We start from the raw sequence: 13,696 nt of genomic DNA, 5'->3' as shown, positions 1-13,696 counted from the left end.
AACTTCCCCCTTGTCGTAAAATGATTGCGATGCTCCCTTCCTCTGTATTATAGGAGGAAAAATCGGGCGCTATCTACTGACGGCTTTATACTTGTCGTGACCGATATTTACTTTTGCAGCTCGCGATAATCCTGCGGGGTTAAGTTCGTCATCGACTTAAAGAAGCGGTAAAACGATCGCTCGGACAAGAAACCGACCCGCTCGGAAATTTCGTTTATCCGGACGCCGGGCTGTCTTAACAGCTCCTTGGACTTCTGCAGCCTGGCTTGCTTGATCGTCTCCGTAAGCGCCTCCCCTGTATGATGCTTGTACAGTCTCGACAAATACGATGGATTGAGCGACACAATATCGCTTAGACGCGTCAAGGACAGGTCATCGTGCAAATTTTTGCCTATATAGCTCTTGATCCTCGCAATAACGTCATTCTCCGAGCTCGTCTGCCCCTCATATCGATGAGCAAATATGACCTCCGCCAATTCGCGCAAATAGTCAAACGCCGAGCTCCAGTGGCTATGGGCTTGCATCTTCGTCAATTTATCCAAATCCATTTGCTCGGCTGCCATGCGGCGAACGGAATTGTAATTCAGAATGGAGATATAAATCGCGACCAGCGTGTAGTACCACTCCGTTCTGGCTTTTTCCGTCTGCTCGTCTGAAGCGGCTAGCAAGGCGGTCATCGCATCGAAAGAAGCGAAGTAGGCTTCGCGCCGTCCGGACTCCAGATCGTTTTTCAGGTCGATCCACAGATAGGTCTGCAAGGGGCTTTTGACCTGCTCAAGTTGGCCATGTTCCGTCTCATAAGCCTGGTCGGTCAATAATAGCTCTTCGCCCAAGCCAAGCCCGTAGCCGAACATACGCTTGATCATGATGAAACGGGCAGGTAATTCCGCCCACTCGCAGCATCGGCTGGCAGAGATAAGAGAAAGCTTGATCTTGAGCAGTTGCCTGCACGTCTTTTGGAGCTGCTCCAATGTGCCTTGGACGAACCGATACGTCTGCTCCCAACCATGTTCGGCATCCGTTTTCGGTTGGATCAGCCAAACCATGCGGAACCGTTCATAATCCGTGAAAGCTACACGGGTCGAAGCACCTAGCAATTCCTCCGAAATATTATGCACCGCATAAAGGATCAACGCCCGGTCGAATGCGTTCAGGTTCTCGGTCCATTCATCGATACGGCCTACAACCAATAGCACAGGATTTGAGGGTTGGAGGGAAATGGACATCTGGGCAAACTGACGATCCATGCTGCCGAGCGCATAGGATTCTCCTTGAAGAAGATCGCGAAGATATTCTTTTTGAATGTAAGGCAGCGCCCGCTGCAGCAGCTGTGTTGTTTTCTGAAGCGCGCTTTGCATTTCCATCTCTTCATCCAGCTTTACGATGGCTTTCTTGACGGATTCGAGAATCACCTCGTCCGTTTCCGTCTTAAGAACGTAATCGAACGACCCGTTTCTCATCGCTTCGTGGATGTAGGCGAATTCGTTGTAACCGGTTAGAAAAATAACTTTGCAGCGAGGCCAATACTCCATAATTCGCTGCTGCAGTTGAAGCCCGGATAACCCGGGCATTTGAATGTCAGATAGCACAATATCAATCTTCGTTTGCTCAAGCCATTCAATCGCCTCCAGCACGTCGTAGGCTCGGCACACCTCCAGCTCCATGTCGGTTTGCTCTTGAAACAAATCGGCCATCCCGTCCACAATCACATCTTCGTCGTCAATGATCAGCAATCGATACATTCGGCTCCTCCTCTTTCATCGGAATGCAAATCTCGGTTCGTAACCCGCCTAGAGAGCTGCGGCCGACCAGCACACCGGCATCGTTTCCGAACATGAGCTGCAGACGCCGATGCACATTGATCAAACCCGTCGTCTCCATTTGTTCATCGCGTGCATTCAATTTGGCATGAAGCCTATTCAACTGCTCGTCCGTCAATTCTTCGCCGTTGTCTTCAACCGCGATACAGATCAGTCCCCGCTTGACGGCAAAGGAAACCCGGATGATGCCATCCTTAATCTTATTTGGCAGACCGTATTGGAGGGCATTCTCAAGCAGCGGCTGAATGATGAGCCTCGGTACGTGCACAGATCCATACGGCCCCGGCTCGCCGATATAATCGGTTCGCAGCCTCCTGCTAAAACGGGCCATCTGAATGTCCGTATACGTACGGGCGTGCAGCCATTCCGCTTCCAGCGGTACCGCGTCATCCGCATTTCTAGTGATGTATTGAAAATGATTACCGAGATGCTCGACAAAGCGAATGGCGTTCTTGTTATCATCCGCCGCTATCATGCGCTTCAGGACAAAAAAGCTATTGTATAAAAAATGCGGATTGATCTGCGATTGCAGTTGCTTCAGCTCTGCGCGTTGGCTGCGAATCTTCTGCTCATACACTTCCTGGATGAGCGTATTCAGTCGGCTGAGCATGACATTGAATTGTCGGTACAAGTAGCCGAATTCAAATGCCGTCTGATGAGGGATCGAGATGTCCATGTAGCCGTTCTCCACACGACGAAACGCGGATACGAGCACGCGCAGAGGTTTATGGAGCATCCTGTAAATCCAATAAGAGAATAAAATAATGACAGCGACCGAGAATATGGACAGCACGATCAGCATGACGAAGTAGTGACTGATGGGATAAAGAATTTGTTCCTCCGGCACGTAAACCAGAAGCGTTGCATCCAGTATTTCGGATGGTTCATAGGTGACGAGATAAAACCGATTATCAATCTCGAAGCGGCCGCTGCCTGCCTTTTGATCGTTGCCCTGGTTCTCCCACAGCTTCTTTAGTTGTTGAATAAGCGCGGGGTCCCTCTCTCCCTGGTCGGAAGCGATATGCCAGTCTTGATCTCTTGCGAATAGGACGGCCCCTCCTTCCGCTGTATGCGGAATTTGCTTAAGTACGTTTCTCAGACTTTGCACAGGGATTTCCACCTTCATGATCGAAGTCGGCGATTGCGCGGCGTTAAGACCCAAAGGGAACAGGCTGCCCATGAGAAGGCGGTCGCCCAACATCGTAAAAGGCGACAGCGTGTTGTATTGTACAGAGCGAATGTCCCTAATTTCCTCATCCGGGATGGGTTTCTCGTCGTAACCGCTTCCATGAATCGTAATGCCCATCGAGGGGATGTATAGCTTCGAGTTCGCAATATATTGGCTGGAGTTATTCAAGAGAAACAGCTTGCTCTCCAGCCGATTCGTCATAGTAAAACGTTCATAGGCGGGGATGTTCGGATACAAAGTACTAAGCATGGACAAATCCGCATCGTTGATAAACTCCCGCATGGATTTGATCACCCTGCTCAATTCGGCTTCAAACGAGGATAAGTAGAAATGAACCCGGGATTGCATCGATTTCGTAATTTCCTCCCGGACGCTTGCCGCACCGGACAAGCTGATATACAGACTTAATGTGTACATGGGGATAATGGACAGCAAGAAGGCTAGAACCAGGTTGAGATAAATCGACGATTGCCACAGGCGCACTTCTTCTCTCCTCCAGTAGTTCCGCATAATGAACGGATTCGTAAGATGTATTATCCGAACATTATAAGGTTAAGCGAGATATACGGCAACTGACGAATTTTGCTTCTTTGATGACTGATGTTTACGTGCTGAGGGATGGGGTGGCGGTCGGGCCTTGAATATAAAAAGCTTTGCATTTCTTAGAACCATGCTTGGGGGTGAAGATAAATTCAAACCGATTAGGCACGGTTTACAAATAAGCATTCGTTGATGATCTGAATACGCAATTCAGAAGCAACATACGAGCACGCTCAACGCGTGAAATAGCACAGGAGGCCAAATTCAGGACTTGTTGTCCATAACATCCAATCATGATGAATGAACTTCCACCATATGGATAACCTAAAAAACAGGTTAAATTTCACTTCCGGAGACAAAAAAATGCGAAATCTTCGTTCCCTTCTGCTGCGAACCATCACCATAGCTTTGCTGATTTTGACCGTGGCTCATGAAATGGCTCATGCGGCTCCCAATGATGACCCGCCCTTACCGATTGTGGCTGATCATGGAATGTATACGATTGAGGTTTACCCTCAACGTCATCAACTCGTTGTGTGGGCCTATGGACAGCGGTTCAAAACATATCCCATTGCCGTCGGCAATCCATCCACTCCTACTCCGGTTGGAGAATATCAGGTTATTTATAAGGGAAAAGATTGGGGGCCTTCCTTTGGCCCGCGTTGGCTTGGTCTGAACGTTCCTTGGGGATATTACGGTATTCACGGGACCAACAAGCCCCACTCCATTGGGCAGCATTTGAGCCACGGCTGCATCCGCATGCGCAATCGCGATGTCATTGAATTATATGACATGATTCCGCTCGGCACCGTAGTAAAAATTTACGGGCATGTATTGGGAGATCCGAATCATGAACCGAGAGATTTGGCGGAGGGCGACGTCGGAGGTGACGTGCAGCTCATTCAGTCCCGTTTGAAAAGCGCCGGTTATTTCAATGGAATATGCAACGGCAAGTTCCGCTCCAATACAACCGCGGCCGTAAAACAATTTCAACGCGATCACCGCTTGGCACCCAGCGGCGTCGTCTCGGTAAAGATGTATGAAAAGTTGGGATTGCTGGAATGAAAAAACGCACCGGGCGCATGACGCATATGGAGATGATTTATGGATACGATTTGGCAATACTCCATCCGAACTTTGTTAGGTTTCTTTGTACTGCTGCTATTAACCCGCATTTTAGGAAAAAAGCAATTAAGTCAAATGACGTTTTTTACCTATATTACAGGCATAGCTCTCGGAAACATTGCCGCTCTTCCGCCAACGGCGCGGGAAGCCAGGAATGCAAGAAACTCCATTTGAAGCGCGGCCTTCCCACCGAAACTGCCTCCGACCAGAGGCGTGTGAACGATCACTTTATGAAGTGGAATATGAAACGATTGGCTGATTGCTCTTCGGATGACATAGGGCGACTGGGAAGTGGAATGGATGATGACGATGCCGTCGGGCCTAATTTCTGCCGTACTGCATCGCATTTCCATCGCTGCATGATCGGATTGCGGTAAACTGACCTCGACTTCAACGATATGGCGGCTATTCCTCCATCCTTCCTCCATATTCCCCTTGCGTATTTTTGTTCGGTTCGCAATGTTCGTTCCCGGCTCCGGGTAAACCTCTTCGTGCCGCTTGTACTCGGCAAGACGCTCATGAACGAGCGGAGCATTTTTTTGAAAAGCTTCCCTGGGAGAAAGGACGGCCGGCAACAGCTCGTAATCCACTTTGATCTGGAGAGCCGCCATCTCGGCAATATATTCTTGTTCCGCGACAACAAGGGCGACGGGCTCGCCGTAATATCTCACTTTGTCTATTGCGATTGGCGGCCGGTCTGACAGCGGCGACCCGGTCAACATCGGGTAATATTGTCCTGTTATGACCCCCTTGACTCCCGGAATTTTCATAGCTTCCGACGAATCGATCGAAATGATTTTGGCATGAGCATGCGGACTGACGGCCATTTTGACATGCAGCAGCCCCGGTATCGCACGATCATTAATATATTTGGTTTTCCCTGTAACTTTCTCCTACGTTTCCTTTCTGGGAATGCTTTTCCCAACCGATCGCTGGATCTTGGGGGCCCGCCAACAAAACGCGAAAAACCAAGCTGTTACCTGTGCTCTTGCTCGCGATTTGATTCTCAACACACGATACTATTTAACTTCAGGAAAAACCCACTTTCCTATTGGTTCGAAGATTGCCGTAAGCGGAATGGCCGGGCTTGGTATATCTACACCGGCAATGAGCAGAGTCCCAATCACTGCGGCGGTCAGCATGAGCCCGATATTAACGATTAATTCTGTCTTCTTCTTTCCACGAAACGCGCGATATTGCAAAAATGACAAATATGCAACTAAAAGCAGGAAAAATGCGATCTTGAGAACAATCATCGCTTGGTCACCTCCAGCTACTATGAATGCGGCAAAGAATGCATGCGTTTTCGCTTGATGATAAGCGCAGTCAGAAGCATAGCTAACGGAATAATGATTTGAAATGGCACGGAATACCACTGCCATATTTTGGTTGAAAATTTGATCATTTCCATGTCGTTCTTGTAAAGAAAGAATGTAAATTGTAGCATTAAAAGACTTAAGGGAATAAGATACAAGCGATACTGTTTACTGGGCATCGCTAACGAAAACGATTTGGCGCTTGCATAGAGACATACGCTTATTTTTACAAATGCCCCTAATAAAAAAGTAACGATGGTTATCGGTTCTACGCGTTCAAGGAATTCGGCAATGGAAATATACTGATAGGCTACGTAACTTGGGTAGATCAATTTCGACGATATATTTCCAAGAACCAAAGTATTTCGAACATTGCTGAGAACCAACAGAAAACCTGAAGTTATAAGCGCCCACAACACTGTTTTCTTCGCTTGGTCGATATTGTTAATTTGCGGAATAATCATTGCAAATACAATGCTTTCTCCGAACGGAAATCCAATCAGTTCCGTCATTCCTTCCAATATCGGCATCCAACCGCGATCAACTAAAGGCAGCAAATTATCTGGTTGGAAATCCTTTACCATTAGTATGGAAAGCATTGCTTCCACCAATACAAGAAGAAGAAGCGATATCGAGCAGCGTGAAAGCACCTCCATACCCGCATAAGCCGCCCATAAAACAATCCCCATCATCGGGGCAGAGACAGTGAGGGGCGATGTCTCGGGCAGCGCAATAATCAGAATATATTCAATAAAATTTTTTAAGATGAGAACCCCGAGATGGAAGCTGTACCAAGCATAGATGAAGCCGATAATGCGTCCGGCCCAAGCTCCGAACAATACTTCACCGATCTCAACGAGAGTCTTACCAGGATATAACTGGCAAAGATGCGTATACATCCAAATAATAATGTACGATACAATCGCACCCAAAATAATGGAAATCCAAGCATCGTGCCCGGCTGAAGCGGCTAGAGGCACAGATAGCGGAGTACCGACTAACCACATAATCATCAAAGCCGTGAGTCCACGGCTGGATAGCTGTTCAAGCTTCATTTCGCTTTTTCTCCTTCCAGACCCGCCTAGGACATTTATTGATGACCGTTCTGAACCTCTACATCCCTTACTTGACTATCTCCTGTTCCCTCAATTGCACCGAGGGGCCTGACATACCTGATTGTGTTAAAGCAAAATCTACATCGACTGAAACAACAGCTTCGGCGAATATTTTATCCCACTTCGTTTTGAGTTTTTGCCACTTTTTATTGTTCTTCTTATAGAACTGATCCCCGAACCCGAAAATATCGGCTGAGTATTTCTTCTGTACTTCCGCAATCATCTTTTCTGTATCCTTTCGAACCACTCTCGTTAATGTATCTTCTACCAAGTAAAAATACTTCGGATTCGTGAAATCAAGCTCAGTATTGTTCTCAACTAACTTTCCTTCTCCTTTTAAATGAATGTCGAATTTTACCTTGTCTCCTTCAACCTTCGGTACGATCACCCTACTGGTACGGTGCACAATCACACCCACGTTACCTTTGTGTTTCGGTAGTTGCAAAGTAAATATTCCTCTTTTCATCTTCCCGGTTACCCATAGCATAAGCTTGGAATCATAATCGTTTAGATAGCCCACAAGTTTCATATCTTTGAATACTGCAGTTTGATTTAAATTAAACGTATACTTGCTTTTACTTTTTGCGCTAGCTATTTGTGGACTCGGTATCAATTCGATCGCCCCCATGACCGGTTCGATGCCTTCCCCGGAAGCGGAGTTCAAGAAATCGCGCATCGTTACAGATGTATGCCCGATAAGATTTTCCATCTCACGCACCGCTTCGGTTGGTATGAACTCCAGCGGGTAATTTATTTTAAGTGCATCTTTCCCCTCTTGCTCCTTGATAACTAGTACAAAAGTACGGAACCGTGTTTTTGGGTTTCGTGAATAATGGTCGATGATATCTTTGATCCCTTTCCTAGCAAGCTTCTCCCCTATAAATAGTACGCGTCTGTGGGAGATGAACAACCTTCTGGATAATTTACCCTGTATTTGCTCCATGATTTCCTGAACGTTCTTACCAATTCCCGTTTCGATGAAATAAGTCTCGCGATCCTGCGAAACATTTCCTAATTGGCGACTAGGCACTGCAACTTGAATTGTGCCCACATAACGGTCACCCCTTACATCCACAGAAGAAGCCATCACCAGCGCAATGTCGTTGATTTCCGTACGATCATTGCAACCTGCACATACCAACGCCAATACAATTAGCAAAGAACTGATTATCCAGCCACGAATCTTATTTCCCTCCCTTCTTATCCATACCATCGCTTTGATACGGACCTGGTTGTTGACCCGAACGTAAAGGTTCCTTATTGCCTATTATGCGAGGATGCAGTTTCATTGCCCAGTGCGGCGCACGGATTAAAACATCTTTCAATCCGCCCAACGAAAGCGGTGCTACCGGTTCAAAATATGGAATTCCAAACGACCGTAATGTATTCAAGTGAATCAGGATGCAAGCAAATCCAAGTCCAATGCCGTATAGACCAAGCGTTCCTGCCAGCAGAATGAGTGGAAAACGCAGAAGACGGGTGCTTAAAGCAACATTAAACCGGGGTGTGGTAAAGTTTGCAATCCCTGTAAGTGAGACGACGATAACCATCGGTGCAGAAACGATACCTGCTTGCACCGCCGACTGTCCGATTACCAGCCCCCCTACAATACTGACAGCAGGACCAACCTGCTTCGGCAACCGGATACCCGCTTCACGCAGCCCCTCGAATATTAGTTCCAAGAATAACGCTTCTGCAAGTGCTGGGAATGGACTCGATTCACGAGCTCCCGCAATACTTAGCAGTAGATTCGTAGGAATCATCTCCGTATGAAAAGATGCAACCGCCACATAAATCGAAGGAAGAAATAGAGAAATGAAGATAAACATAAAGCGAATACAACGAATGAATGATACAACTAAGAACCGTTCGTAGTAATCTTCTGCGCTTAGTAGTAAGTTCCAGAATGTGATCGGCACAATGAGTGTAACAGGCGTGCCGTCAACCAGAATTGCTATCTTGCCTTCGAGCAAATTGGCCACAACGATATCAGGCCGCTCCGTGGTTTGCACTTGCGGAAACGGAGAAAAGGGCATATCCTCAATGAATTCTTCGATATAATTGGATTCGATCACCCCATCAATCTCGATTCGCGAAATGCGCTCACGTACCTCCTGCACGACTGAATCCGTCGCGATCCCATCGATATAAACGACCTTCACCTTCGTCTGTGTAAGTTCTCCAACTGTAAACGACTCCATTTTCAAACGCGGTGTCTTCAAACGTTTGCGAAGCAAAATCATATTCGTTTGAACCTGTTCAATAAAGCCTTCACGCGGTCCGCGAATAAGTGGTTCCGCATCGGGTTCATCCAGACTACGAGATGGAACACGCTCCATGCCGACAATCATTACATTCAATTCACCATCGATAACTACTGCCACACCTCCGTCAAGAACACCTTTTACAAGGTCATTGAGCGTGTCTGCCGTACGGATTTGGCCAGTTCTCAGCGTATGCCGCAATTGTTCGGCCAAGCTTAAGAGTGAATTTTCTTCGCATTGACTTTCGCTGTCCCGCAACGTCTGCATAAATTCATGTTCAAGAAGCATTGTATCAACCATTCCATCTACATAAACCAGCATTGCATGGTGGTTACCAAATAGATCCACTGGACGAAATACAATGTCCGAACAATTCACGAACGTCTTTTCCAATAATATCCGATTGAGGTCCAATTCATGATTCATGACCATTTTCGGCTCGGACACAGGATTCAACTCTTGTATGACCTTATGGCTGCGGGACGATTTCATCCATTTCTTCATAAAACTTTTCATATCCGATTCCTTCTTTTACTTTCTTCATAGAAGTTGAACCATCTCCACCTGCTTTGCAAACGGCGGATATAAATTAATGGGAAACATCGAAATACCTTTCCGATTATTGAATCGCAACCTAAGTATTCCCTTATACATATAAAAAATACTAAGTATTACCTCATTCAAGCGGTCGAAGGCATCCAGAGCGACAGCGGTTTTGCCGACAGTTTATCGAAGAATCTGAGCATCTGCTTACATCTGTGTTTCCGAGAAAGTTGATCGATTTCAGATCTCTTAATCGGCTTAAGGACGAGCTGTCCTTTGGCGAGTTGGGTTTACTCAAGAATGTGTGGCGTTGTATCAGCAAAACGTGCTTGATTACGTGAGCTACTTGAAGAACATCAAGCTTAATAACGCCAAGACCATCAATCACAAGCTTAGCAGCTTGCGCAGCTATAATGATTTTCTGATCTCCTCGGGCATCCAGAACGACGTGGTGATCATCGAGGTCGCTAACCAAGCTGGTCATTCCAATATCAACACGACTTTGCTCTACACGAATCCGGATAAAGCCAAGCTGAAACGTAAAATGGAACTTTTATGACGGAGAGTGTTTATCAATGAGGGGTAAAGAGTTAATGACGGCAGAGCAGCGAGAGGAGTTTATGCAGATCCCGTCCGACAGCGATTGGGATTTGGGCACGTACTAACCACAGGCGCGATCACAACCGTCTTGGATTTGCAGTCCAATTGGCCGTACTGCGCTTCCCCGGATCGTCTTTATCGGATCTCAAGATGATTCCGGATTCGGTGCTTAGTTATAACGCTAAACAGGTCTGCGTAGAGCCGGATGTTTTTTCACTGTACGCCCAGCGCGAACCGACACGCCGGGAACATATGGAGGAAATACGGTAAGCATACGGCTACCGGAATTTTACGCTTCGGGAGTACCGGTCAATCTCCCAATTCATGTTGAAATATGCGTTAGAAAACGGGAATGCCGATTATTTACTGCGCACGGCCATTGAAGAACTGCGCAAGCAGAAAATCATTTTGCCCGCTATGACAACGCTTGAACGCGTGATATGGGAAGCCCGCCGGCGTGCAGAGGAGAAAATATCCAAGCTGCTTATTTCGTCGCTTACTCCGGAGCAGATTGAGAAATTGGATTGCATTGTGTGCTAAGTCCCGTTTGATCTAAAAAAGACCGGCTTCCTATATACTAAGGAAAACCGGCCTCTTATTACTTTTTTAATAATCTCGATGAATATCCGCCTTGACTTGTTATTTCTTCTGTGGTGTTTCATTTTTGCGTTCAATGACTGGCAATAATTTTGGTTCAATATCTTTTAACATTTGTTCCTTTGAGCGATTGTTGTTAGGAACTACCCCATTTTGTTCAGCTTCCATTTGTTTTTCAACCTGTGTATTTGCAATCACCTCGTACACTTGTTGTTTAGAGATATTTTTAGATGCTGCAATATCCGCAACAGATTTACCTTTTGCTAATTCTTCTTTTAATTCTGTCGGGCTAATTTTTAGTAAAGAAAACAGTTTATCATCGTTCAAAATGGAATCATAAGTATAATCAGGCTTACCATCTCTAGTGAATAAACCTTCTACTTTAATGTGTGAAGGTGCAGGTTCGCCTCCTACCCGAGTAAGATTAATTGCATTGTCATGAACCATTACCTGGTAGAACGGTGATTCTGATCCCTTTATGCTGTAATTCAACATCAATGTTTTTTGTTGATTTGAGTTCTCCATTTGTTCCATAGCAAACTCGTACGCTTTGACGTTACCATACATTTTATCAATGAGATGATCGACCTTCGCCTTGATTTCCCGATCGGTTAAAGTAATGAGTGGCTTCTCCTTAGGCTCCCAATTCTCTTGATCCACGTGTTCAATCTCACCCGAAATACCGTTAGTATGAAGGGTAATCTTTTTGCCGGTTCCTCTTTTTTCCTGCAGTATGATGCTTGTTTGGTTCACTTTCATTTGGGATAAACCAGAGGAGCCTGCCGGATTGAGTACATCACCTTGAGCGTTGCTTGCATCGATAATCTCAAACGATTTTGTTTCGGGAAATGCGCTATACAGCTTCTCAAGTGTTGCCTTGCCAACCTTATCCACCTTGACTTGTTCAGTGGTCATTGGTTTTCTAGTAACCATTTCAATCAGGGGAGGGGCCGCAAATGCTGCGGTTGGAATCAAAATCGCGGCAGCAACTATTCCGCCAATTAATTGTTTTTTCATAGTTTTTTCGCTCCTTTTTTGTTGCAAATATTGAGAATACGATTGTTCAATTCGTCGTAATTGGCAAGTGAGGTCCACATTGCCTATAGATCTCATTCATGAATCTTCTCAGGGGCCCTCTGAGTAAGCTTACACCCTATATTGTCTCTCTGTCGGAAAATGGTTCGGTCTCTTCATATTTTTTTTGCAAACGAACGCATGCAACACCATAAAACCGAGAACACTCATTCCCGTATCCAGCAGCCCCGCTTCCGGCCCGGAGTCTCCGCTGGTAAGCCAGCCTATATGCGTTTGAAACGAAGCCTCGAATACCCCATTCACATCGTTCCCGCTGACGGCTAGTCCATAAAGGCTGCCTTGCGCATAGTTCCAAGCAAAATGATAGCCGATCGGCATCCATAAGTTGCCCGTTATCGCAAACATGCAAGAAAATAACATTTCAGTCAGAAAAAGATTGAAAACCACCAAAGCCGATATGTCGTTATTTCTACCCTGGAAAAACATTTCCTCCGAAAAGCCGCCCCCTATAAACATCATGAGGCGCTCCAGAGCAGGCCGGACGCATTCCACGATGGATTGATCCGAAGCGTAACCGCACCCGCGGCCACCAGAATCCCCGCAATCCTTCTTGGTTTCTGCTTTGTGCCGCGCCTACGCGGCCTTCCTGATTCCAAGCTGTATACCATCGGAAAGTCCGGCGATTTTCCGAAACTGGAGAAGCCGCGGCGCGGAAAGGTCAACCGGGGTTTGAACAAAGGAGAAGCGATGAACGCATTGGCCAGAGCGATCTTTTTTGGCAAGCACGGCGAGCTGCGTGAACGTCCTCTGCAAGACCAGCTCCAACGGCCCGGCGCATTGAATATCCTCATCTAATGCAATCAGTGCATGGAATACGGTTTATTTGACACAAGCAACGGAATATAGAAAGAGCCATAAGCAATTGAATGAAGAATTTTTGAAACATATTTCCCTCTCGGATGGGAACACATCAATTTCTTAGGCGAATACAAGTTTGATATTAAACAAATCGCTGCCATGAAAGGATTACGGCCTCTTAAACAGATTTCAATTGAAAATGGATGATAGAGCGTAAAAAGCGTCTGCATTACACCGATCCACTTTTTCAGGATGACTCGAATGATATTTGTAACACATTAACGATGTTTGCAGAAAGCCGCCCAAACGTAGAAATTCAGGATGTAATTCAAGGGATTGCTGAAACTCTGAACGAATTTCCTTAGCGTACGAAATTTCCGACTTGTTTGATCAAATTTTCGCTTAGCGTACGTTTTTAGCGTAAAAAAAACGCACCAGGCTTATCCTGATACGTGCTTGGACCTTCTTATTGTTCCTTCAATTCATCCTCTGGAACATCGTATTTATTGATATGCGAGGTGATCGCCTCGACGGCTTCGTTTACATCCGTCGTCGCAGGCACTTCGTTTACCACATCGTCCGTCTGATCATAATAATTCAACCGGTTCGCCTCGGCCACTTGCTCTTTGTCGCTATCTGTCATCCTCTAAATGCCTCCTTCTTAGCATACGTTCGCCTTTACTATGCACAAAGT

General features: G+C 46.2%; 12 protein-coding genes and 4 pseudogenes. 5 read left to right on the top strand and 11 right to left on the bottom strand.

Annotated features, from left to right (window positions below; translation table 11 throughout):
- Positions 1 to 107 precede the first annotated feature (107 nt).
- Positions 108 to 1,742, bottom strand: a complete 1,635-nt coding sequence (locus tag QMG93_RS29175; RefSeq protein ID WP_281942837.1) for a response regulator transcription factor — start codon at positions 1,740 to 1,742, stop codon at positions 108 to 110.
- The gene (locus tag QMG93_RS29170; protein ID WP_281942836.1) at positions 1,720 to 3,492 is read right to left on the bottom strand and encodes a sensor histidine kinase; all 1,773 of its coding nucleotides are present in this window, start codon (positions 3,490 to 3,492) and stop codon (positions 1,720 to 1,722) included. The genes QMG93_RS29175 and QMG93_RS29170 overlap by 23 nt, the downstream gene beginning before the upstream one ends.
- A 492-nt stretch (positions 3,493 to 3,984) precedes the next feature.
- Here QMG93_RS29170 and QMG93_RS29165 point away from each other — a divergent pair, with 492 nt between their 5' ends.
- Both QMG93_RS29165 and QMG93_RS29160 read left to right on the top strand, forming a co-directional pair.
- Positions 3,985 to 4,614 carry a L,D-transpeptidase family protein gene (locus QMG93_RS29165; RefSeq protein WP_281942857.1) on the top strand — a complete coding sequence of 210 codons (630 nt, stop codon included), beginning with the start codon at positions 3,985 to 3,987 and terminating at the stop codon, positions 4,612 to 4,614.
- Between the two features lie 39 nt (positions 4,615 to 4,653).
- Positions 4,654 to 4,800 (top strand): annotated as a pseudogene (locus QMG93_RS29160) (DUF421 domain-containing protein); the annotation flags it as partial.
- Here the strand turns inward: QMG93_RS29160 and QMG93_RS35480 are convergent.
- The 6 genes and pseudogenes from QMG93_RS35480 to QMG93_RS29130 form a co-directional block, all read right to left on the bottom strand.
- Positions 4,764 to 5,102, bottom strand: a complete 339-nt coding sequence (locus QMG93_RS35480) for a molybdopterin cofactor-binding domain-containing protein (RefSeq protein WP_413789357.1) — start codon at positions 5,100 to 5,102, stop codon at positions 4,764 to 4,766. The pseudogene QMG93_RS29160 and the gene QMG93_RS35480 sit on opposite strands and share 37 nt — an antisense overlap.
- A gap of 156 nt (positions 5,103 to 5,258) precedes the next feature.
- Positions 5,259 to 5,546 (bottom strand): annotated as a pseudogene (locus tag QMG93_RS29150) (xanthine dehydrogenase family protein molybdopterin-binding subunit); the annotation flags it as partial.
- 147 nt (positions 5,547 to 5,693) lie between these two features.
- Positions 5,694 to 5,930 (bottom strand): hypothetical protein, encoded by a 237-nt coding sequence (locus tag QMG93_RS29145; protein ID WP_281942834.1) that lies wholly within the window; start codon positions 5,928 to 5,930, stop codon positions 5,694 to 5,696.
- A gap of 20 nt (positions 5,931 to 5,950) precedes the next feature.
- Complete coding sequence (locus tag QMG93_RS29140; protein ID WP_281942832.1) at positions 5,951 to 7,045, bottom strand: GerAB/ArcD/ProY family transporter; 1,095 nt, start codon at positions 7,043 to 7,045, stop codon at positions 5,951 to 5,953.
- A gap of 67 nt (positions 7,046 to 7,112) precedes the next feature.
- Positions 7,113 to 8,264, bottom strand: a complete 1,152-nt coding sequence (locus tag QMG93_RS29135; protein WP_281942830.1) for a Ger(x)C family spore germination protein — start codon at positions 8,262 to 8,264, stop codon at positions 7,113 to 7,115.
- 25 nt (positions 8,265 to 8,289) lie between these two features.
- A complete protein-coding gene (locus tag QMG93_RS29130) occupies positions 8,290 to 9,873 on the bottom strand; it encodes a spore germination protein (protein ID WP_413789356.1) in 1,584 nt (527 codons plus the stop codon).
- Between the two features lie 349 nt (positions 9,874 to 10,222).
- Between QMG93_RS29130 and QMG93_RS29125 the strand changes: the two genes are divergently transcribed.
- Positions 10,223 to 10,471 carry a hypothetical protein gene (locus QMG93_RS29125; RefSeq protein WP_281942826.1) on the top strand — a complete coding sequence of 83 codons (249 nt, stop codon included), beginning with the start codon at positions 10,223 to 10,225 and terminating at the stop codon, positions 10,469 to 10,471.
- 16 nt (positions 10,472 to 10,487) lie between these two features.
- Positions 10,488 to 11,046 (top strand): annotated as a pseudogene (locus tag QMG93_RS29120) (DUF4158 domain-containing protein); the annotation flags it as partial.
- Positions 11,047 to 11,151: 105 nt separating this feature from the next.
- On the opposite strand, the gene QMG93_RS29115 reads toward QMG93_RS29120, so the two are convergent.
- Both QMG93_RS29115 and QMG93_RS29110 read right to left on the bottom strand, forming a co-directional pair.
- The gene (locus QMG93_RS29115; RefSeq protein WP_281942824.1) at positions 11,152 to 12,126 is read right to left on the bottom strand and encodes a hypothetical protein; all 975 of its coding nucleotides are present in this window, start codon (positions 12,124 to 12,126) and stop codon (positions 11,152 to 11,154) included.
- Between the two features lie 129 nt (positions 12,127 to 12,255).
- Positions 12,256 to 12,630, bottom strand: a complete 375-nt coding sequence (locus tag QMG93_RS29110; protein ID WP_331488670.1) for a type II CAAX prenyl endopeptidase Rce1 family protein — start codon at positions 12,628 to 12,630, stop codon at positions 12,256 to 12,258.
- A 120-nt stretch (positions 12,631 to 12,750) separates the two neighbouring features.
- Here QMG93_RS29110 and QMG93_RS29105 point away from each other — a divergent pair.
- Positions 12,751 to 13,209: pseudogene (locus QMG93_RS29105) on the top strand (Tn3 family transposase); the annotation flags it as partial.
- A 259-nt stretch (positions 13,210 to 13,468) separates the two neighbouring features.
- Here QMG93_RS29105 and QMG93_RS29100 read toward each other — a convergent pair.
- Positions 13,469 to 13,645, bottom strand: coding sequence for a hypothetical protein (locus QMG93_RS29100; protein ID WP_281942820.1), 177 nt, complete (start codon positions 13,643 to 13,645; stop codon positions 13,469 to 13,471).
- Positions 13,646 to 13,696 lie beyond the last annotated feature (51 nt).

It is taken from the genome of Paenibacillus tyrphae (genome assembly GCF_027925525.1).
Taxonomy (GTDB): domain Bacteria; phylum Bacillota; class Bacilli; order Paenibacillales; family NBRC-103111; genus Paenibacillus_G; species Paenibacillus_G tyrfis_B.
This window is presented reverse-complemented; position numbering and strand designations above follow the sequence as displayed.